Genomic DNA, 20,328 nt, shown 5'->3' on the forward strand with positions numbered 1-20,328 from the left:
CGATGCTGCTGGATCTGGAAATGCTGCGCATCAGCTTTGGTGCCTTCGCGCCGGTCGACCAGGTCACGCTCAGCGTCGACCGTGGCGAAATCCTCGGCATCGTCGGTGAATCCGGTTCGGGCAAGTCGCTGACGGCAACCGCGATCATGGGATTGTTGCCGCGCATCGGCGGCCAGGTCGCTGCCGGCACCATCCGCTTTGACGGCACCAATCTCGTCGGGCTGCCGGAGCGGCAGATGCGGAGGCTGCGCGGCGGGCGCATCGCGCTGATTACGCAGAACCCGATGACTTCGCTCGATTCGATGATGCGGATCGGACCGCAGATCGATCAGGCCGCACGCCTGCATCTCGGTCTCGGCCGGAGTGCGGCGCGGGCAAAAAGCCTGGAATTGATGGCCGACCTGCGCATTCCCGATCCCGCCTCGGTCTACGGCCTGTTTCCGCACCAGCTCTCCGGCGGCATGAAACAGCGTATCGTCATTGCCATGGCGCTTGCCGGCGACCCGGAGCTTCTGATCGCCGACGAGCCGACCACCGCCCTCGACGTCACGGTGCAGGCGCAGATCGTTCAGATCCTCGTCGACCTGGTGCGGCAGCGCGGCCTCGGCCTGATCTTGATCACCCACGACATGGGCGTCGTCGCCCAGGCCTGCGACCGGGTGGCCGTGATGTATTGCGGCCGCGTGGTCGAGCTGGCCGAGGTCGACGCACTCTTCGCGCAACCGCGTCATCCCTACACACAGGCGCTGATCCGCTGCATCCCCAGGCACGATATGGCGCGCGGCACGATGAGCGCCATCCCAGGCGTGGTCCCGAGTGCCGCAGCACAGCCGCCGGGCTGCAGGTTCAATCCGCGCTGCGCCCGTGTCGCCGACCGCTGCCGCATCGAGATCCCCGAGCTGCGCATAGGCGTCAGCGGCAATGGCGTGGCCTGCCACGTAGCGGAGGCAGCATGAGCGATCTTCTCACCGTCAACGGGCTCAGCCGCCGTTTCAGTGATGGCGGGCTGTTGCGCAAGCGCAAGACGTTCCATGCCGTCAGCAACGTTTCTTTCGCGTTGAAGAAAGGTCAGATCCTCGGAGTCGTCGGCGAGTCCGGCTGCGGCAAGTCAACGCTGGCGCGGCTGGTGCTGCGCCTGATCACGCCCAGCGAGGGGCAGGTCACGTTCGACGGTGTCGACATGGCATCGCTGTCGCGGCAAGACATGCGTCGCCTGCGCCAGCGCATGCAACTGGTGTTCCAGGATCCCTATTCGGCGATCGATCCACGCTACTCGATCCGGGACGCGCTGCTCGAACCGTTCCGCGTCCAGGGCGCAATGCCAAGATCCGCCGATGAGACCGTCGCATCGCTGCTCGACATGGTCGGTCTGAACAGCGCGCTGGCGGCAAGCTATCCACATCAGTTGTCGGGCGGCCAGAAGCAGCGTATCGGCATCGCACGTGCCCTGGCGCTCAACCCGTCGCTGGTGGTGCTCGACGAGCCGACGGCTTCACTTGACGTTTCGGTGCAGGCGCAGATCGTGTCGCTCTTGGAGCGGCTGCGCAAGGATCTCGGGCTGACCTATCTGTTCATCTCCCACGATCTCGGACTGGTGCGCTATTTCTGCGACCAGATCCTGGTCATGTATCTCGGCCGCATCGTCGAAGTGCTGCCGAGCACCGCGGCGCCCAAGCATCCCTACACAAGAGCGCTGCTCGACAGCACCTTCGAACCCGATCCGAAGCGGCGCCGTACGGTGACGCGGCTCGCCGGTGAGATCCCCAGCGGCTACGACCTGCCGACCGGCTGCGCCTTCGCCAACCGTTGCCCGCGCGTCACCGATCTCTGCCGCCGCGAGCTGCCGACGCTTTGGTCACAAGGCGGTGCGCATCAGGTCGCCTGTCACCATCCGCTCACCGCCGCAACCGACGCGATTATCGACGAGAGGTCGGTCGCATGAACGCCAATCACCGAGACGCTTCAGGCGCTTCGAATCGTTTGCAGATGACTTTGAAGACCAGGAAATCAGCATGAGCTACACCGGAGAACTCGACCGCTACCTGCAGTCGGAAATCGACAACAGTCAGGTTCCCGGCCTCGGCGTCGCCATCGTCCATGATGGCGAGATCGTGCATCTCGGAGGTTATGGCCTTGCCAATGTCGAGAACCAGGTGCCGGTGACGCCCGATACCGTTTTCCATTCCGGCTCGACCGGCAAGATGTTCACCGCGGCGGCGGTGATGTTTTTGCTTCAGGACGACCACATCAAGCTCGACGACCCGTTGATCCGCTATATTCCGGAAGGGCCCGAAAGCTGGTCCGGCATTACCATCCGCAACCTGCTGTCGATGATGGCCGGCTTCGGCAATTTCGACATCGCCTTCTCGGCGGGCGAAGGCGGGGAGGGTGGCGCCGTGCCGCTCAACCTGTGGCAGGACCATAGCGACGAGCAACTGATCGACCTCGCCCGACGTTCGCCGTTCATGTACCGACCGGGCGAGGGCTATCAGTACAGCAATACCGGCTACATCCTGGCCGGGCTGGTTGTCGCCCGTGTTTCGAACAAGCCTTATTACGAGCTCCTGCGCGAACGGCTGTTCGAGCCGATCGGCATGGCTACGGCGCGCGAGGCCTCGTGGTTCGACATCGTGCCGAACCGCGCCGCCGGCCACTGTATCCGCGACGGCAAGTTGGAAAACCGCTACTGGGCGGCGCCTTCACTGCAGCGCACCGGCGATGGCGGGCTCTATTTTTCGCCGCGCGACATCGCCCATTGGCTGCTTGAGCTCGACAATCCCACGGTGCTGAGCCCTGAAAGCATCGCGCTGGTGTCCGAGCCGGTGCTGATGAAGAACGGCCAGCCGTCGTTCAACAATTATGCGCTGGGCTGGCAGAATTCCACGATACGCGGTCATCGCAAGATCCGGCATGGCGGCACCTGGGACGGGTTCCGCGCCGAGATCGCTCGCTTCCCGGCGCGCAAGCTGTCGGTCTGCGTGCTCGGCAACACTGACGAGGCCCAGGTCGCCCGGATAGGCCAGAAGATCGCCGGCATCGTCGATCCGGCGCTCGCACCCTACGAACCGATCGCCGACGGCAACGAAGCTTTGACCAGGCGCGACCACGAGCTGCTGCAGGCCATCGTCGAGCGCCGTGCGCCGCGCGAGAGCTTTGGCGAAGAGGCCTGGCGCCTGTGGAGCAACGGCTGGTTCGAGCAGATCGCGGCAAGCGGCGCTGCGGTGGCTGGAGTTCCGCTCGAACTCACCCATCAGGAAGGCGACGGCGGCCGACGCTACCGGCTGGAGATGGGCGGCTATCACCTGCACTGGACGATCAGCCGCGACAGCGAGGACCGGGTGAGCGAAATGCGCTTCCACATGGAGTAGCCGCAACGGTGGCCGCGGCTCAGCCGGCGAGGCCACCGTTGCTGACACGTCAAACCAACTGCTGAGCCTGATCAGGCGCTGCGTATCCCTCGGCGAGGGACGCAACGGACAAGTGCGCCTGTTCGATTCGAAATGCCTGAACGACCAGATGGAGACCGATAATGAGCTTTCGTGTTCTGACCGCAGAATTCGCCCATGAGACCAACACGTTCAGCGTCCGCAAGACCGGCTATGACGCGTTTACCGTCGAAGGCGTGTTGTTCGGCGACGACGCCATTCGTGCCAGGGGCGACGCGAACACCGAGATTGCCGGCTTCCTCGATATCGGCCGCAAATATGGCTGGGCCGTCGAGCATGTTCTGAGCACCGCGGCCGAACCGGCAGGACCGGTGACGCGCGATGCCTTCGACCGGATCGGCGGCGCCATCGTCAAGGCGGCTGCCGACAACAAGGGCAAGATCGACGGCATCCTGCTTGGCCTGCACGGAGCAATGGTCACCGACTTCTCGCCTGATGGCGAAGGTGAACTGCTGGAGCGGCTGCGCGCCGTCGTCGGGCCGGACCTGCCGATCGCTGTCACGCTCGACCCGCATGCCAATGTCACGGCCAAAATGTGCGAGCTCGCCGACATACTGATCTCGTTCAAGACCTATCCGCACATTGACATGCGGGCGATCGCTCACCACGCTGGCGAGCTGCTGCAGCGCACGATGGCCGGCGAGATCCGTCCGAAGACGCTGTTGGTCCGCCGGCCAATGCTGGAGGAGGCCAATGCCGGTCGTACAGATATCGGGCCGATGGTCGAGTGGATCGCCAGAGCCCGCGCCTATGAAGAGACGCCTGGTGCGCTGGCCGTCAGCATCAATGGCGCATTTCCCAACGCCGACATTCCCGAGGTTGGGCCGACCGTGCTTGTCACCTATGACGGCGACCCGGCGCGGCACCGCACCTTCGCTGAAGGCATCGCCGACGAGATCTGGGACAACCGCTTCAATGTGCTGAACACCTTCTACACGGTGATGCAGGCTGCCGAGATCGCGCATGACTATCGCGGCGACCGTCCGCTGATCATTGCCGACTATGCCGACAATCCCGGCGCCGGCGGCTATGGCGATGCCACCGCCTTGCTTGGAGCGCTGCTCCATGTCGGCGTAGATGATGCGTGCTTCGGCCCGATCGTCGATCCGGAGACGGCCAACCAACTGCACCGCGCCACGGTCGGCGATACCGTCAAGCTCAGGCTCGGCGGCAAGACCGATCCGCGCTTCGGCGGCGATCCGCTCGAAGTGACCGGCAAGCTGCTCGTCATCAGCGACGGCAAGCTGATCGGCGACGGAGAACAGCTGGGCGGGCTGGAGTTCTCGTTTGGCCCGACGGCCGTGGTGCAGATCGACGGCATCGCCGTGCTGGTCGTAACCGAGCCGTCGCAGATGCGCGACCTCCAGCAGTTCCGGGCCTTCGGCATCGATCCGGCGCGGCATCGAGTGGTCGGGCTCAAGTCGATGCAGCATTTCCGCGCTGCCTTCGAACCTATCGCCGGCAAGGTCATCGTCTGCGACAGCGGCGCACTCTGCACCATGGACTATTCCAGGATGCCCTATCGCAATGTCGCACGACCGATCTTCCCGCTCGACCGCGACATGACCCTTTGAGTGTATGGCAATGACAGCAAGGAAACCGATGGCGCAGTCACATATCCAGCAGGCCGACGTCATCGTGCTCGGTGCCGGGATCATCGGCGTTTCGGTCGCACTGCAGCTGCAGCGGCGCGGCCGTTCCGTCATCCTCGTCGACCGCCGCGACGCCGGCGAGGAAACGAGCTACGGCAATGCCGGGCTGATCGAACGCTCCAGCGTCGTGCCTTATGGTGCGCCGCGCGAGCTTTCGAAGCTGATGCGCTATGCGTTCAATCTGTCGACTGAGGTGCGTTTCGACTGGCGGCAGATGCCGCGCATCGCACCGTGGCTGTGGCAGTTCTGGCGCGAGTCGGCGCCCAAGCCGTTGGCTCGCGCCGCAGCCGACATGCAGCCGCTGATCGAGCGCTCGGTGAGCGAGCACGAGGCGCTGATGTCGGAGGCCGGCGCATTGCCACAACTGCGCCGGGCCGGCTGGCTCGAGGTCTATCGAAATGAAAAGACCTTCGAGCAGGCGCGGGGAGCCGCCACCGCCCTTCACCCATTCGGGCTGAACTACGAAGTCCTCGACCGTAAGGCGCTGCAACAGCGCGAACCGCATCTCACCAATGCCGTGGTTGGCGCCGTGCACTGGCTCGATCCGGCCACCGTTGCCGATCCGGGCGCACTGGTGAAGGCCTATGCCCGTCATTTTGTCGAACGGGGTGGGGTGTTCCTGCGCGGCGATGCGCTTCATCTGCAACGGGAGGAAGCAGGGTGGAGCATAGCTGCCGGCAGCGCTCGGCTCGAGGCGCCGGAAGCGGTCGTGGCACTTGGGCCCTGGACGGACAAAATCTCGCGTTCGCTTGGCTACAAGGTCCCGCTGGTGATGAAGCGCGGTTACCACGTGCACTTCGAAGCCGAGGGCGACGCCTTGCTCAATCATCCCGTCGTCGATGCCGATGGCGGATTCGTGCTGGCGCCGATGGCCCAGGGCGTCAGGCTGACCACCGGCGTCGAATTCGCCTCGCGCGGCAGCAGGCCCAGCCCGGTCCAACTCGACAGGACAGAACCTCTGGCGCGCCAGATCTTCCCGCTCAGGCAGCGTATCGAGCCAAAACCCTGGATGGGATCGCGCCCGTGCTTGCCCGACATGAGGCCGGTGATCGGCCGGGGCTTCAGGCACAAGGGGCTGTGGTTCGCCTTCGGCCACAACCACCACGGCCTGACGCTCGGCCCGATCACCGGACGCCTGCTCGCCGAAATGATGACGGGCGAAAAGGCATTCACCGATCCTGCGCCTTACGCAATGGAGCGCTTTGGCTGACACGTATCTCTGCCGTGTCGCCTACCCGAAGGCCCAGCGAAACAAACAATTAACAAAGCCAGTCAGGCTGGTCTTTACCAATTGCTGCTAATCCCAAGCCGCAACAGGGAGGGCGGCCAGGGAATGGTTGGGGCAAGTCGCATCGCTGAACGGTTCAACGGCCTGTCGGTGCTGGGGCAGTCCTGCGTGATCGTGGCCACCGCGACGCTCGGTGCCGACCTTTTGACGCTGATCTTCTACTCGATCTTCTTCTCGGACCGGCTGCTGCTCGACCTCGTGCTGACAAGCCTGATCGTTGTCGCCGTGGCGGGGCCGTTGTCCTATTTCTTCATGGGCCGCAGCGCCAGGCTGGTCGAGCTTGCGGCCGAGCTCGACCGGGCCAATCGCCTCGATGACCTGACCGGCCTGCTGAACAGGCGAACCTTCCTGCTTCAATCCAGGCAGATCGTCAGTGACCACGCAGATGGCAAGGGCGCCGGAATGCTGCTCTTTATCGATGCCGATCATTTCAAGGCGATCAACGACCGCGAGGGTCACGCCATGGGCGATGCCGTGCTGCAGGAAATCGGCGCGGCGCTGGCTTCGAGCATTGGCGCTGGGGATATTGCCGGGCGGCTGGGCGGTGAAGAATTCGTCGTGCTGCTGGTGGGTGCCGGCGAGGACCAGGCAACGCTGGTGTGCGAACGCCTGCGGCGCAAGGTCAAGGCGATATCAGCCATCGTCGGCATGAGCGGCCGCGAGGTCACTGTCAGCATCGGCGTATCGAAACACCAGCGGGGCCAAAGCCTCGATGCGCTTCTCCTGGCCGCCGACAGGAACCTCTATCTCGCCAAAGCCAATGGTCGCGACCGTATCGTCAAAGCCGATGGCAAGCTGGCTGCCGCCTGAACAGCCTTGTCGTTCCGATTGCTCTGCAACTCGATCCTAGCTGCCGGCATGTGCCATATGCTGGAAGCGGCGAACCATGCGCCAGCCAGAAGCCACCAGCCGGTCGGCCGGCGGCGCCACCGGCAGCACCGGCTGGGTTAGCATACGGCGCAATTCGGCTGGCCCGATCTCGCTGGTCATGACGATGCGCGACAAGGTGTACGGGTCTTCCGTCGTCGTCGTCATCGCATGCCTGACCCGGCACGCCGAGGTGAAGCCGGCGCCGCGCACCAGCGCGCGCGTGGTGCGACTCGAATAACCATGCGGGTAGGCGAAGCTGTGCACCGGCCGCTTCAGGCCGTGTTCGAGGGCGAGCTTGCTGTCATGTATCTCGCGTGCGGCATCGCTGGCCGACAGGATGTCCAGCTGCGGATGGCTGACTGTATGGGCGCCGATTTCGATGCCTTCGCAGGCCAGCGCGCGCAGATCACCCCACCCGAGCATCGGCCGGTCGCCTTCGCCAGATGAAGCAAGCCACTGGCTGGTCTTGCCGACCAAGCCAGAGACGACATAGAGCGTCGCGGCAAAACCGTGGCGTTCCAGAATGGGCATGGCGCCGATGAGAAAATCCTGCAGCCCGTCGTCGAAGGTGATGCAGACGGTGCGCGGCGGCAAAGGTCGCTTTTCCCTGAAGATCGTCGCCAGCGCCGAGATCGTCACCGGGCGGAAGCCGCCTTCGGCCAGCACCTGCATGTGGCGCTCGAAATCGTCGGGCAGCATCATCCAGCGCCGGTAGGGCGCAGCACAGCTGGTGTCGATGCTGTGATAAACAAGGATAGGCACGGATGGGCGCATAGCTGTCGATCCTCCCTTGAAGGCGACCTCGTGCCCGTTTGCCGAGGGAGCGATGCCGGATGACGGGCTACGTGCTGCGGCATAGCGGCTGCGCAGATAGCCCGGCACGCCAGCAGCGATGCCGAGCCTCTCGCGCCAGACCAGATTGCTCGGATAATCGCCCGGCAGGCGCTGGTTCTTGGGCGATGTCGGGCCGGCCATGTGGGCGATACCGGCAGGCATGGCGCGCGCCAGCCGCAAGGCTGCCGCCGGTTCGTCGATGACGACCTTAGTGAGATAGGCGCCGAGGCCCATTCCATAGCCGAAGGCCTGGCGGCGCATGCCGTCCTCGCCGCGGCGATGATGGTGCCAAAGCAGCGCACGCGGGTCGTAAACAAGCTGGAAGCCGGCCTGGACCACGGCGTAGAAGGAGGCGAGATCGTCGCCGCCGCGCGCCAGCGTGCCGGCGCCCAGCGCTGAATCGAAGCCGCCAATTTGACGCAGCGCCTCGGTCCTGAACGCCATGTTGGCGCCCGAGCCGAACTGTCCGGCGGTGAAGGGAAAAAGCGACCCCGCCGGCCTGTTGCCGGCGAGATCGAAGACCTTACGCGCAAAGCCCTTGCCGAAGCCGCCATGGCGCTCGGTCCAGAATTGCGCGCGTGTGTCGAGCTCTGCCGGCAGGATCAGGCCGGTGACGCAGCCGACCCGGCCGTCGCGGTCAAAATTTGCGGCCATCGCCGCCACCCAGTTGGGGTCGACGACGACATCGTCGTCGGTGAACAGCGCCAGCTCGGACGACAGGTTGGCAAGCCCGGCATTGTGGGCGCGGCCAAGGCCCGGCACGTCTTCCCTGACATAACGCACCGCGCGCGCACCGCCGTAACGCCGGGCGATCAGATCAGCAGTCTGCGAGGAGGACGGCGCATTGTCGACGACGACGATCTCGAAGGGCTGATAGGTCTGGAGCAGCAGTGAATCGAGGCATCGCGCCAGGCTTTCGGCGCGATCGCGCGTGGCGATGACGACGCTGGCGAACGGCCCGTCCTTCCTGGGCAGCGGCGCGTCGTGCTGGAACGTGCTGTCCTGCACCGCCTGGTTCTCGCTGATGCGGCGGCGCAGCTCGAACGTCGTCAGCACGTCCTCGTCGAAATCGAACTCCATGATCGTCACCGGACGGCCTTGACGGCGAATGAGACAGAAGACGCCGCCGTAGCGCTGGTCGGTTGCCGCGTCGAACATCGGCACATCGTTCATCGGCCGGCAGACGTCGACGTCGAGGATCTTGATCGGGTGAAACTCGGGCACGCTCATGCTTGCCTCCGTGGGCGGCTCAAGCGGGCGCCGACATAACCCATCGTCGTGTAGCCAAGGCCGAAGAAGATGCCGGCCGCGCGGGCAAGCCCCCACATGTCGAACTTCAGCATCGCATCGCCAAGCCCACGCAGAACGCCTGCCGGCAGGACGCGCATGACATAGCGCTGTTCGCTGGACAATCCGTCCAGCGCGCCCACGGCGTTGACGACCTGCGTCTTGGAACGACCTTCGGCGAGGCAGCGCTTGCGGAAGTAGCCCCAGGCGGCACGCTCGGCGGTGACCTGATGGTGCACGCTCATATCAGGATCGTAGAGGATGAGCGAGCCGGGAATGGCCTGGAGTGCGCGGATGCAAAGCTCCGTCTCCTCGCAGCCGGCAGCATCGGCCGCGGTGCGGCCGATGCCTTCGCGGAACCCCCCCGTCAACTCGACGATGCTGCGGCGGAACGACATGTTGCAGCCGATGGGATTGCGCACCGGCTCGACCTTTTCGGGCTGGCCGCGATAGCTGCAGCCGACAACCCACTGGAACTCTTCCGGGAACCAGCGCGGACGATCGACCTGCCACATCGGCTGCACGCGGCCGCCCAGGCCGATGACCGAGGGGTTGCGATAATGCGGCAGCATCTTTTCCAGCCAATCGGGGGCGGCGACCGCGTCGTCGTCGAGGAAGGCCAGGATTTCGCTGCTCGCCCGCCTGACGCCGGTGTTGCGGGCACCCGAAAGGCCGCGCGCGCCTTCGTTCACGATGACGGTGATGGCCGGATAGGTGGCGAAGAAAAAAGCCCACAGCGGCATGTTGTGGTCGATGACCACGATGATCTCGGTCGCCTTGCTGCGCTGGGCGAGCACCGAGGCGATGGCGCGATGAAGCTGTTCGCGACGGTTGTCGGCGTAGGCGCAGATGATGACTGATACCGAAGTCGCCGACGCCGTCATGATCGCTGGCCTAGACGCTGGGTTGGTGTTGTCCGGTCGTGCTGCGGGGCGGGACGGCCGGTCGTGCCGGGCGGGAGACGCCAAGGCGAACGATCGTCTTCAGCACCCGCCAACCATCGGGAATGGTGCGCAGGTTGCTGACGCCATGGATGCGCGGGAACTCCTTGCTCGCCACCTCGAACACATTGAGGTTGGCGCGCAGCGCCTGGACGTTCATTTCGGTCTCGATCTCGAAACCTGTCGCGTCCTCGATGTTAAGATAGGGAAGCACGTCCCGCCAGAAGGCGTTGTAGCCGTAGCAAAGGTCGGTGAACTTGCCGCCGAAGCGAATGCGCACCAGCGTCAGCAGGCCCCAGTTGCCGAGCCGGCGATACCATTCCATGTCGGTGGTGTTGCCGCCCTGCATGAAGCGCGAGCCCTTGACGAAATCGGCACCTGCCAGAAGCGCACCGACAAAGGCCGGAATCTCGCCGGGATCGGCTGAGCCGTCGGCGTCGAGCGTGACGATGATGTCACCCTTGGCGGCGTTGAAGCCGGTGCGCAGGGCAGCACCCTTGCCGCGCCGATCCTGCTGCAGCACGACGATGTCGGGTAGAAGCGACCTTGCTACGTCTATCGTGTCGTCGGTCGAGTTGCCGTCGACCAGGATGACCTCATCCACCCATGCAGGGATGTGCGGCAGGACATGAGGAAGGTTCTTGGCCTCGTTCTTCGCCGGGACCACCACACTGATGCGCGGGGTGCCGCTGGTCGCCAAGCCTGCCAGCTTGAAGACCTCCATTGCAGGCCGATGCGGAAATGCTGCCGCCGTCATACTGGTTACTCCAACCCAAAGTAGGTGCGGCATATCCAATGACGACGCGAACCAAATGTTACAGACGCAGCACAGCACAGCCTGACGAGCACAACTTCGCAGGGAGGTCGTTACCGATCAAAAATCTGGACGCAAGTGTCTTGTTAGCCCCACTCGCCGATATGTAATTTACCATACATTAAGTTTTTGTAAACCATATGTAGTATTCGTGTGAAATTTCGACGCTATTGGCTCTGTTGGTAGATGTGGATTTGTATGAACTTTCCACATTGATGTTTATTATTAGAAGAACAGATGTTCATCTGAATTAAACTGCTGCGAACGGGTTGGCGGGCGCTCTGCGACAGGCATACATCAATTCATGCGCGTCGTATTAGGTGGTGCTTTAATATTAAATCCTTTCATTCGAAGTCTCGGCTGAATGGGGTGTTCCTGGGCGAGATGCACGCTGCAGTCCCGTGATGGTTGCACGCGGCCATGCCGTGCACGAACCGTTCGCAATATTGTGATCAGCATGAAAAGCGTGATCTTGCCGCCGCCTGGCGCCGGTGCGGCGAAATCGCAACATTCATACATATGTCTGTTAGCAACCGCTGAGATAAAGCCTGTGGTTGAATGACGGGCCGGGGCGTTCATGTTAGGTTGGGAGGAAATCAGGAGGCGGGGGCCACCAGCACGATCAGCGGCGTTCGGACACAGCGCCTGTGACATGTTCCGTGCGCCCGATTGTTCGAGGACCAAACTTGCCTAGCCCACAGCGACCCGAAACTCCTCCTGCCCCCGATGCTTTCGACGACTGGGTTCTCCTGACCCGCAAGTGGGACGAGGCCTACAAGGACTACCTGACCGTACGCGAAGCGCGGGCCACGGCTGAGGCCGCGTCGGGCACGCCTGATCCTGAGTTGAAGCGCTGGGAGGACGAAGCGCTGGCTACGTTGGCTGAAATCAAGGCCGAGATGGACAAGGTCGTGGCCGAGACGCGGCTACGACGCCAGCCCCTCGGCGGCTCCCTCGTCGTCGGCAGGATCGGTCGTGACGAGGGCGAAACGTCTCCCAGTTCCGAGCACGATTCCGACAAGAAGTAGGCGCGAGCTGCACCGTGTCGGGCGATCCGCTCGCGTGGTGGCCGCGCACGCAACCTCCATGGGCCTGGACATCTAAGGGCTATTTCCAGCGTGCGCGGTTGCGGTGTATTTAGGATGAGTGAGAACGCGAGACGCCCAGCGAAGCGCATTTTTCTTGCCGGCCATCGTGGCGACGCTGGCTTGGCTGGCGATGCTATCGCTGTTTGCCGGTCCGACCGTCGCCGCAGAGTTTCCCTCGATCGAACTCGAGACGACGTCCAGTGACACGCTTGACGGTGTGTTGCGCGCCGCGTTGAACGCTCCCGAGCTCGAGCGCGCAGCAGAAGGAGGGGACGCAAAAGGCTGGCAACCCTTCGTCGAAGCCGAACGCCACCGGCTGGAAGAGCTGATCCGCGGCCAGGGCTATCTCCACGCGCGGGTCGAGATGCCGGATGCTGCCGATGACGCGGGCACTTCCGACAAGGTCACGCTCAAGCCGGTCACCGGCCCGATTTTCCGTGTCGGCATGGTCGAGGTCGACGGTCTCCAAGACGTTGCCACCGATACGGTGCGCGACGACGTTTCCCGACAGATGATGGAGGCGGTCGGCAAGCCAGCACGCGGCGATCTTCTGGCGACCCTCGAAGACGAAGTTTTGTGGCGGCTTCGCACTGCATCCTACCCGTTTGTCCGCGTCACCGAACGCGAGTTGCTGCCGATCCCGGGGCGGGCGCTGGCGACAGTCCGTATCGTCGTCGAGCCGGGGGCGTCGGCGCGGTTTGGCGCCGTCGCCTACAGTGGCCTTGTCGGTCTCAGGCAAGACGAGTTGGGCCGCCTGCAGCCCTTCAGGCAGGGCGATCCCTACAATCCCGATGTGCTCGAGCGTTTCCGCGAGGCGCTGCTCGGACATCCGTCGGTCAAGGCCGTCAGGCTGCGGCTGCCGGAGGCGGTGGACGCCGACGGCCAGTTGCAGCTGCGCGCCGAGATTGAGGAAGATCAGCTCCGCGCCGAAGACGTGGCCGGCAATTATCGGACCGGGCTCGTTGCTGCCGTTTCGGCGATTGCCGCGCTGGCGATCCGGCAGGTTTCAGTCGCCAGCCTGCGCCCTGGCCGCTCGCGCTGGCCGCTCTGGTTCGAGGTGGTGCCGGTGCTGCTGCTCACCGCCGCATTCTACCTGATCGCGCAAAGGATGCTGCTGTTGGCGTTCCCTGGCTGAGGGGCAGGACATAGCGATTCCAGGAGAACTGTACAGCGTTTTCCGTCCGGACAGAACTCTAGGTATCCTTGAAGCCGATCGTCCATTTCGCCGCGTGCCGCACGCGGGCGTCGACGGCGGTGATCGGCAGCTTTTCCAGGAAGTATTCGGCGTGCGCGTGTGGGGTCGCGCCAAATCGCTGCTTGTAGTGCGCAAGCGAGGCCGAGGCGCCGGTCTCGCCGAAATGGTAGTAGCGGCAGCCGCTGTGGCAGGCCTCTTCGATGGCGAGTTTCTGGATCAGGTCGTTGGCGCCTGAGCTGCCCAGTGCATGGCGGTCGATCGCGCCGCGGGCATCATTTACGTTGCCATATTGCAGCACGAAAGCGGCCGCCGCCGGCTTGCCGTCGACCCAGGCGACCCAGATGCGGCAGGCCTCGCCGAAATGCCGGGCGATCGAGCTGAATTTTTCCATCGGATCGCGCTTGCGCCCACGCAGATGTGCCAGCATGCGCGGTTCGTGCTGCTTGTCGGCCCAGCGGTCGAAGGATGTGCGCAGCAGCTGGTGGAAGACGGGCACCAGCTTGCCGGTGGTGTCGCGCTCGACGACGATGCCACCGCGTTCGGCCTTGCGCACCCGCGTCCGTGTCGTCTTCTTGAAGCGTGTCGACCAGACGGCATCGAAGCCGCCATCGAGGTCGAGGATGTGGGCGAGGCCGGGCACCGAGGTGACATGGGCAGGTGCTGCGGCGGCCCACAGATGGGCATGGCGCGGATTGGGCCTTACCGAGATCCTGAGATAAGGCAGCTTCGCCAGATCCTCGAATATGGCGCGCAAATGTTCGACCTTGGGCACCAGCGATGAGAGCACGCCGCCGCGGCCCCAGGCATAAGGCATCGACTCCGCGACCGACAGGCGGGCTGGCAGATGCCTGTTGCGCACCATCGGCAGCACGTAGTGGTGCCCGCCTGCAAAATGGTAGGCGCGGCTGGCGTCCTGGTATTTGCCGAGGGCGCAAAGGCTGTCGAGCCAGGCCGGCGACTGGTAGGGCAGGGCTTCGGGATCGGCGAGCATCAGGCAATGCCAGAGGTCGCGCGGCGCTGGGCTCTGCACGTCGAAAACCGCCGGCGTGCTCGCCGCAGCGTGCACGTCTTGTGCGCTCCCAAAATTTGTCGGATCGGTATCCGTCAGAAGCCTCCCACTTTCCACCCAATGTCGCAGATTTTGTGAGATATCACTACCTTTGCAACCCCGGAGTTGCTTTTCGGATTCGCTTTTGTTCAGAAACGGTTACCGCAATGCCATAAAGATATTGTGTATCACAATTTTGTTATTTCTTCGTGATGGAAAACAATCTCCAAAACGCCAATCAAAGTCAAAGCCACTTAAATAAAGCATTCCGGACAGATAGCCGCTATTTCGACAAACAAGTCGATGCGTGGAAAATCCCAGAACATGATCTTGGATATGAGCTGGAATGGGCCATGTCATTTACCGAACGCGGTGAAACAGCTTGACGCGGCGTCTGGCAACCGTCCTAGTTAACAGATCGTAAGCGACAGATTTCCGGGTAACCGGCAATGCGCGCGAACCGCCTTTCGCGGAACCACGCAGGCAACGGCCGGCACCCCCCTATCGCGACGAGCCAGTGTGTTCAGGCCTATCGGGTTGGTGCATGGGTAAGGGGTTGTGGGGCGTGGCGCTGGCGGGCGCCTGGTGGTTTGGGCATTCGAGCGCCTTGGCGCAAGGCGTCGAGCCGCCACTGATCAAGGGGCAATGGGAGCGGATCTTCACCGAAGAGTTCGACCAGCCCAAGCTCGATCGCGACAAGTGGACCCGCTGCTACTGGTGGGACAAGGACGGCTGTACCAATCTCGCCAACAACGAACTGCAGTGGTACATGCCCGACAATGTCAGCGTCGCCGATGGAGTGCTGCGCCTGACGGCGCGGCCGGAGACGGTGACCGGCCATGAAGGGCGCACCTTCGACTACACGTCGGGCATGGTGACCACGGGGCGTGATTATCTCGAGCGCGCCAAGCCAGACCGCTTCGCCACGACGTACGGTTATTTCGAAATCCGCGCCAAGATTCCCAGGGGCAAAGGGCTGTGGCCGGCGATCTGGCTTCTGCCATCGACGCAGGAGCCGCGTCCGGAAATCGACATCCTCGAAGTCCTGGGTCATGCGCCCGACGTCTACGAGATGCACCTGCATTATCTCGACAAGAAGAAGGACTGGAAGAGCGAGGGCAAGAACGCCAAGGTGGTCGACCTTTCGGCCGACTGGCATGCCTATGGCCTGGAATGGCGCAAGGATGCCGTCGTCTGGTATCTCGATGGCAAGGAGATGTGGCGCTACACCAAGCCAGACGGCATCTCGCAGGAACCGATGTACCTGCTCATCAACCTGGCCGTCGGCGGCAACTGGCCGGGGTCGCCTGACGCCAGGACCAAATTCCCGGCCGATTTTCTGATCGACTATGTTCGTGTCTGGCGGCGTGCCGGGTCATGACCGCGCACCCGCCCACCCTGCGGCACCGAGAGCCCACGGCACAGGCGGGCGGCAGTGGTTGGCGATCGCTCATCCCGCAGGCGCTGATGGGCTCGTCGCTGATGCGCAACGGCTACGCGCTGATCGCCAACAGCGGCCTGAGTGCGGTGCTGGGGCTGGCGTTCTGGTTCCTGGCGGCGCGTTACTGTTCGCAGGAGGCGATCGGTCTCGGCGGCGCCATCACCGCCACCATCGTCAACCTGTCCAACGCTGCCCAGCTCAATTTTGGCAACCTGCTGGTTCGTTTCGTGCCGACTGTCGGCGGCCGCGCCGGCCGGTTGATCCTGTTCGCCTACGCCACGTCCTTCATCGCCTCGGTCGTCGTCGCTATCGTCTTCCTGCTGGTCGTCGGCGCCTTCATGCCCAAGCTCGACGTGCTGACCGAGAGCGCGGGCGTCATCCTGTGGTTCGTGGCGACCGTCGCCGTCTGGTCGGTGTTCGCGCTGCAGGACAGTGCGCTGTCGGGCCTGCGCCAGTCGATCTGGGTGCCGGTCTCCAAGACCATCTACCAGATCGTCAAGATCGCCATGCTCATTCCGCTGGCGCTTGCGGGGCTCGGCTGGGAAGCCATCGCGCTGTCATGGACAGCTCCTGTGCTGGTCTTCGTACTTGCCGTCAACCTGTTGATTTTCAAGCGTCTCGTGCCCAAGGCGCAAGCCGGAACCGGCCATGCCAATCTGATTGACCGCCGCGCCATGGCGCGCTTCTTCGGCTGGGACTACATCGGCTCGGTGTCGATGATGGTGGCCTGGACGGCGACACCGCTGGTCGTGCTCAACTTCGTCGGCGCTGCCGAAAGCGCCAGCTTTTTCGTCGCCTGGACGATCTTCACCTCGCTTTATTATGTCGGCAGCTCGATGGGGCTGTCGCTGCTCGCCGAGGGCGCCAGCGACGCGGGCCGGCTGCGCTCGCTGGCGGCGGATGCGGCTGTGATGTCGGTGCTGCCGCTGCTCGGCCTCGCCGCGCTGATGCTGGTGTTTGCCCATCCGATCATGTCGGTGTTCGGTGCGGCCTACGCCACCGAAGGTGCATCGATCCTCAGGGTGTTCACCCTTGCCAGCGTCGTTTCCGCCGTGCTCTCGATCTATCTGTCGATCGCCCGCACCAAGGGCTGGATGCGTTCGGTGGCGGCCGCCGAATTTGCCACGCTGGTCATCGCACTCGGCGCGGGTGCGGTTCTGGTGCGCAGTGAAGGCCCGATCGGGATGGCGCATGCCTGGCTGCTGGCAATGCTGGCGGTCACCTTTGGCGTCGGCGCGCTCGCCCTTGTCACCAGCCGCCGTTACAGCATGCACGACTGGGGTCTGGCGGTTGCCGCTTCGCTGAAGTCGCTCTCGGCCCAGTTCCTGCCTTTCGGCCGCAACGACGGCATTGCCGTTCCTGGTGACGCCGAGCTCCGGCCGCTCCTGGCAAAGACCGGCAGCTCCGCTGCCTCAGGCTGGCATGCGCTGAAATCCGAGCATGGACCCGAAGGAACTGACATCGTCTATCTCGGGGACCCGGTGCTGGACGAGGCGGTGCGGCACGCGCCCGTTCGGTCGCAAGGCACTTATGCCGTTCTCCGAAGCGCGCGCAACCCGATCGCCGCCGCCTATCTCGAGCGCCTGGTTGACAATCTCGACCTGCTGCACGCGGATACGCGTCTTCAGGCGCTGTGGCCGATGTTGCCGACGAGGCTGTCAGTCACCCGTATCGGCGGAGCCGTCGATTGCATCGAGGCGATGGCACCTGGGACGGATGGGCGGGTGCTGCTGCGCGACGCGTCCGAGCGGCAGACGGGCCTCGAAGCCGCGGCGAAGGCCGTGGCCATCTTGCACGGCCAGACAGCTGCCATGCGGACCATCGACGACGTCTGGTTCCACGAATGGGTCGAACGTCCGGCGGCAAAGCTCGCGCAGCTCGGCGGATCGACGATGTTGGCAGCAGCACGGCGTCGGGCGATAGAACGTTTCGTTGGCCAGCAGCGGCGCTACTGGCTCGGTCGCCAGGTGCGTCTCGGCTGGTGCCATGGCGATCTTTGGCCGCAAAACCTGAACTTCGCCTCGGGGCAGGGCAGTGCCGCCCGACTTGCCAGCCTGCTGGAATGGGGCAATGCGCGATCCAACACGCCACGTGGCTTCGACGGCTGCGGTCTGGCTGTCGCCATGCGCATGATAACCAGCAGCGAGCCGCTCGGCGCGGCCGTTGCCGATCTCTTGTGGACGCCGGAGTGGCGCAACGACGAGCGGCAGTGGCTGGGCATCGGCTCGGACGGGGACGATGACTGGAGCGGTGATGGCGCGGCGATCCGTGCCATGGTCGGCCTCGTCTGGCTGCATCAGGTTAGCGAGCGGGCGCGGCGCCCGGCGCATTCGGGCGTCGGCCGGCTTTGGATTGCGTCAAATGTCGATCGTGTTCTTAGGATCGTCTCCACCGATGGAGGCGCAATATGAATGTGATGCCGCGGGAATCCAGTCTTGCCATGTCGCCGGCGCTGAAGGCGCCGCCCCTGGCGGATGCTGGCCGTGTCTCGACAGCGCCGTTCAACCTCGCGTCGATCTGTCTTTGCCTGGCCTTTGCTTTGTGGCTGGCCGTCCTGTTCGTCACCGATCCTGCCGGTGTCGACGACTATGGCCTGATCTCTGTCCTGCCAGGCATCATCTGGGTGGCCTATGCCGCCGTCGGCCTCGGCTTTGCCTTGAGCCTGAGGCGCGGCGTCTGCGAGACGCGGATGCCGCTGTTGATGATCGTCATGCTGGTGCTGCTGCTTCATGGCACCCCGGCCATCGTCTATGACGAGTTGCGTTACGCCTGGGCCTGGAAACATGTCGGTGTCGTCGACTATGCCCAGCGGCACGGCCAGATCGATCCGAAGGCGCCATTCCTTGCCACCTACGCCAATTGGCCCGGCCTGTTCGTCTTCTGCGCCGCGATCGCCAACCTGTTCGACATCAAACCGATCCAACTGGCTGACATCGCCCGCTTTTCGCCGCCGGCGCTTAACCTGCTCTATGTGTTGGTACTGCCGCAGATCTATCGCCGCTTCACCGCCGACCCACGGCTGGTGTGGGGCGGGGTCTGGCTGTTCGTCATCGGCAACTGGATCGGCCAGGACTATTTTTCGCCGCAGGGCGTCGCCTTCCTGTTCTATCTCATGCTGGTCGCGCTTTGTGTCGGACCGCTCAGGATCGTGCCCGGCTGGGCCGACCCGAACGGGCGTGGCTTTTCCAAGTTTTGCGGCCGTTGTTTCGCCTTCGTCTCGCGTGGCCAGCCGCCGGTGACGCTGGCCGTCCCGCCAAAACTGCGTGCCGTAGCCTCACTGGCGGCCATGGCGCTGATCGTGATGATCACGGCGACCCACCCGCTCACGCCGATAGTCGTGCTCATGGCCCTTGGCGGCCTCTGGGTCATCGGACAATTGAGCCTTGGCTACCTCGTCTTTGCCGGCCTCGTCGAAGTCACATGGCTGCTGTTCTACGCCGACGGCTACATGTCCTCGGTCCTGCCCGAGCTGGTCCAGCGTTTCGGCGACACCTCGAACGAGATCAGCGAGCGCCTGGTGGATACCTCGATCGTCAGTGAAGGACAGGTGGTGGTGTCCTTGGCGTCGCGAGCGCTGACCGGTGCGATCGCGTTGGCGGCGGTCCTCGGCGGTCTGCGCCGGCTCGTGGCGGGGTTCCGCGACGGTCCGGCCATCGTGCTGACGCTGGCTCCAGCCTTCATGATCGTTGCCACCTCCTATGGCGGCGAGATCGTGTTCCGCGTCTATCTCTTCGCGCTGCCGTTCCTAGCCTTCTTTGCCGCGGCACTGTTCTTCCCGTGGTCGGGCACGCAACGCGACGCCATAGCGCGCTTTGCCATCGGCACGTTCGGCGCCGTGCTCTCAGTCGCCTTCGTTCTCGCCAACAACGGCAAGGACCGCCAATACACCTTCTCACGGGCCGAAGTGGAGGCGTCGGAATGGCTCTACAGGAACGCGCCGGCCGGTTCGGTGCTTGTCGAAGGCGCGCCCAACTATCCCGAGCAGTTCATGAACTACGAGAACTTCACCTATGTGCCGATCTCCAACGAGAGCAAGCAATCCATTTCAGCGGTTCTCGCCGATCCGGCTACCGAGCTCGGGGACTGGTTGCGGGCGGTGCCGGCAGGCTCCGCCTTCATCATCATCACGCGCAGCCAGAAGGCCTACATCGACGATCTCGGCGTGATGCCGAAAGGCTCGCTCGACGCGATCGAAGAAGCCTTGCGCGGCTCGGCGCGCTTCCGCCTGGTGCGCGCCACGGCCGACGCGAGCGTCTTTGCGCCAAACGACCAGGGAATCGGGATGGGCGAGTGGATCAAGTAATGAAGGCGGCGAAGTATGAACATGAAGAAGCGGCCGGACACATCGGAGGATACGGCTTCGTGAACGGTGCTGCTCAAGAATGCTCTTGCCGGAAAAATGCATTGACTGTTTCATATTAGCT

General features: G+C 63.9%; 16 protein-coding genes. 12 read left to right on the plus strand and 4 right to left on the minus strand.

Features of this window, described 5'->3' with window-relative positions; translation table 11 throughout:
- Window positions 1–2: 2 nt before the first annotated feature.
- The 6 genes from IG197_RS24210 to IG197_RS24235 all read left to right on the plus strand — a co-directional run bounded on the left by IG197_RS24210 (window position 3) and on the right by IG197_RS24235 (window position 7,196).
- On the plus strand, window positions 3–956 hold the full coding sequence (locus IG197_RS24210) for an ABC transporter ATP-binding protein (RefSeq protein ID WP_192315398.1): 954 nt from the start codon (window positions 3–5) through the stop codon (window positions 954–956).
- Entirely contained in the window at window positions 953–1,942 is a 990-nt protein-coding gene (locus IG197_RS24215) for an ABC transporter ATP-binding protein (RefSeq protein ID WP_192315400.1), read from the plus strand. Before IG197_RS24210 ends, IG197_RS24215 begins: the two co-directional genes overlap by 4 nt.
- Before the next feature lie 70 nt (window positions 1,943–2,012).
- Entirely contained in the window at window positions 2,013–3,368 is a 1,356-nt protein-coding gene (locus tag IG197_RS24220; RefSeq protein ID WP_192315401.1) for a serine hydrolase, read from the plus strand.
- Between the two features lie 161 nt (window positions 3,369–3,529).
- Window positions 3,530–5,020 (plus strand): M81 family metallopeptidase, encoded by a 1,491-nt coding sequence (locus IG197_RS24225; protein WP_154386362.1) that lies wholly within the window; start codon window positions 3,530–3,532, stop codon window positions 5,018–5,020.
- 28 nt (window positions 5,021–5,048) lie between these two features.
- Window positions 5,049–6,308: an FAD-binding oxidoreductase gene (locus tag IG197_RS24230; protein WP_192315403.1), complete on the plus strand. Its 1,260-nt coding sequence runs from the start codon at window positions 5,049–5,051 to the stop codon at window positions 6,306–6,308.
- 123 nt (window positions 6,309–6,431) lie between these two features.
- Entirely contained in the window at window positions 6,432–7,196 is a 765-nt protein-coding gene (locus IG197_RS24235; RefSeq protein WP_192315405.1) for a GGDEF domain-containing protein, read from the plus strand.
- A gap of 36 nt (window positions 7,197–7,232) precedes the next feature.
- Here the strand turns inward: IG197_RS24235 and IG197_RS24240 are convergent, their stop codons facing one another.
- Genes IG197_RS24240 through IG197_RS24250 form a run of 3 tightly spaced genes read right to left on the minus strand, consistent with a single transcriptional unit; the run spans window position 7,233 to window position 11,075 of the window.
- Entirely contained in the window at window positions 7,233–9,320 is a 2,088-nt protein-coding gene (locus IG197_RS24240; RefSeq protein WP_192315407.1) for a polysaccharide deacetylase family protein, read from the minus strand.
- The gene (locus tag IG197_RS24245; RefSeq protein WP_192315409.1) at window positions 9,317–10,261 is read right to left on the minus strand and encodes a glycosyltransferase family 2 protein; all 945 of its coding nucleotides are present in this window, start codon (window positions 10,259–10,261) and stop codon (window positions 9,317–9,319) included. Before IG197_RS24245 ends, IG197_RS24240 begins: the two co-directional genes overlap by 4 nt.
- A gap of 10 nt (window positions 10,262–10,271) precedes the next feature.
- Window positions 10,272–11,075, minus strand: coding sequence for a glycosyltransferase family 2 protein (locus tag IG197_RS24250; protein WP_246765235.1), 804 nt, complete (start codon window positions 11,073–11,075; stop codon window positions 10,272–10,274).
- A gap of 743 nt (window positions 11,076–11,818) precedes the next feature.
- Here IG197_RS24250 and IG197_RS24255 point away from each other — a divergent pair.
- Window positions 11,819–12,160 carry a hypothetical protein gene (locus tag IG197_RS24255; RefSeq protein ID WP_192315411.1) on the plus strand — a complete coding sequence of 114 codons (342 nt, stop codon included), beginning with the start codon at window positions 11,819–11,821 and terminating at the stop codon, window positions 12,158–12,160.
- A 154-nt stretch (window positions 12,161–12,314) separates the two neighbouring features.
- Complete coding sequence (locus IG197_RS24260; protein WP_210346885.1) at window positions 12,315–13,355, plus strand: hypothetical protein; 1,041 nt, start codon at window positions 12,315–12,317, stop codon at window positions 13,353–13,355.
- Between the two features lie 58 nt (window positions 13,356–13,413).
- Here the strand turns inward: IG197_RS24260 and IG197_RS24265 are convergent, their stop codons facing one another.
- On the minus strand, window positions 13,414–14,481 hold the full coding sequence (locus IG197_RS24265; protein WP_192315415.1) for a GNAT family N-acetyltransferase: 1,068 nt from the start codon (window positions 14,479–14,481) through the stop codon (window positions 13,414–13,416).
- A 194-nt stretch (window positions 14,482–14,675) separates the two neighbouring features.
- On the opposite strand from IG197_RS24265, the gene IG197_RS24270 reads away from it, so the two are divergent.
- The 4 genes from IG197_RS24270 (at window position 14,676) to IG197_RS24285 (ending at window position 20,207) form a co-directional block, all read left to right on the plus strand.
- Entirely contained in the window at window positions 14,676–14,849 is a 174-nt protein-coding gene (locus tag IG197_RS24270; protein ID WP_192315417.1) for a hypothetical protein, read from the plus strand.
- A gap of 158 nt (window positions 14,850–15,007) precedes the next feature.
- On the plus strand, window positions 15,008–15,844 hold the full coding sequence (locus IG197_RS24275) for a family 16 glycosylhydrolase (RefSeq protein ID WP_192315419.1): 837 nt from the start codon (window positions 15,008–15,010) through the stop codon (window positions 15,842–15,844).
- A complete protein-coding gene (locus tag IG197_RS24280) occupies window positions 15,841–18,315 on the plus strand; it encodes a phosphotransferase (protein ID WP_192315420.1) in 2,475 nt (824 codons plus the stop codon). The genes IG197_RS24275 and IG197_RS24280 overlap by 4 nt, the downstream gene beginning before the upstream one ends.
- The gene (locus IG197_RS24285; protein WP_192315422.1) at window positions 18,312–20,207 is read left to right on the plus strand and encodes a hypothetical protein; all 1,896 of its coding nucleotides are present in this window, start codon (window positions 18,312–18,314) and stop codon (window positions 20,205–20,207) included. The genes IG197_RS24280 and IG197_RS24285 overlap by 4 nt, the downstream gene beginning before the upstream one ends.
- Window positions 20,208–20,328 lie beyond the last annotated feature (121 nt).

Source organism: Aminobacter sp. SR38, assembly GCF_014843375.1.
GTDB lineage: Bacteria > Pseudomonadota > Alphaproteobacteria > Rhizobiales > Rhizobiaceae > Aminobacter > Aminobacter ciceronei.

Excerpts from the sequence above, each read along its gene's own strand:
- IG197_RS24210 (WP_192315398.1), top strand. The coding sequence starts at position 3 with ATGCTGCTGGATCTGGAAATGCTGCGCATCAGCTTTGGTGCCTTCGCG.
- IG197_RS24215 (WP_192315400.1), top strand. The coding sequence starts at position 953 with ATGAGCGATCTTCTCACCGTCAACGGGCTCAGCCGCCGTTTCAGTGAT.
- IG197_RS24220 (WP_192315401.1), top strand. The coding sequence starts at position 2,013 with ATGAGCTACACCGGAGAACTCGACCGCTACCTGCAGTCGGAAATCGAC.
- IG197_RS24225 (WP_154386362.1), top strand. The coding sequence starts at position 3,530 with ATGAGCTTTCGTGTTCTGACCGCAGAATTCGCCCATGAGACCAACACG.
- IG197_RS24230 (WP_192315403.1), top strand. The coding sequence starts at position 5,049 with ATGGCGCAGTCACATATCCAGCAGGCCGACGTCATCGTGCTCGGTGCC.
- IG197_RS24235 (WP_192315405.1), top strand. The coding sequence starts at position 6,432 with ATGGTTGGGGCAAGTCGCATCGCTGAACGGTTCAACGGCCTGTCGGTG.
- IG197_RS24240 (WP_192315407.1), bottom strand. The coding sequence starts at position 9,320 with ATGAGCGTGCCCGAGTTTCACCCGATCAAGATCCTCGACGTCGACGTC.
- IG197_RS24245 (WP_192315409.1), bottom strand. The coding sequence starts at position 10,261 with ATGACGGCGTCGGCGACTTCGGTATCAGTCATCATCTGCGCCTACGCC.
- IG197_RS24250 (WP_246765235.1), bottom strand. The coding sequence starts at position 11,075 with ATGACGGCGGCAGCATTTCCGCATCGGCCTGCAATGGAGGTCTTCAAG.
- IG197_RS24270 (WP_192315417.1), top strand. The coding sequence starts at position 14,676 with ATGGAAAACAATCTCCAAAACGCCAATCAAAGTCAAAGCCACTTAAAT.
- IG197_RS24275 (WP_192315419.1), top strand. The coding sequence starts at position 15,008 with ATGGGTAAGGGGTTGTGGGGCGTGGCGCTGGCGGGCGCCTGGTGGTTT.
- IG197_RS24280 (WP_192315420.1), top strand. The coding sequence starts at position 15,841 with ATGACCGCGCACCCGCCCACCCTGCGGCACCGAGAGCCCACGGCACAG.
- IG197_RS24285 (WP_192315422.1), top strand. The coding sequence starts at position 18,312 with ATGAATGTGATGCCGCGGGAATCCAGTCTTGCCATGTCGCCGGCGCTG.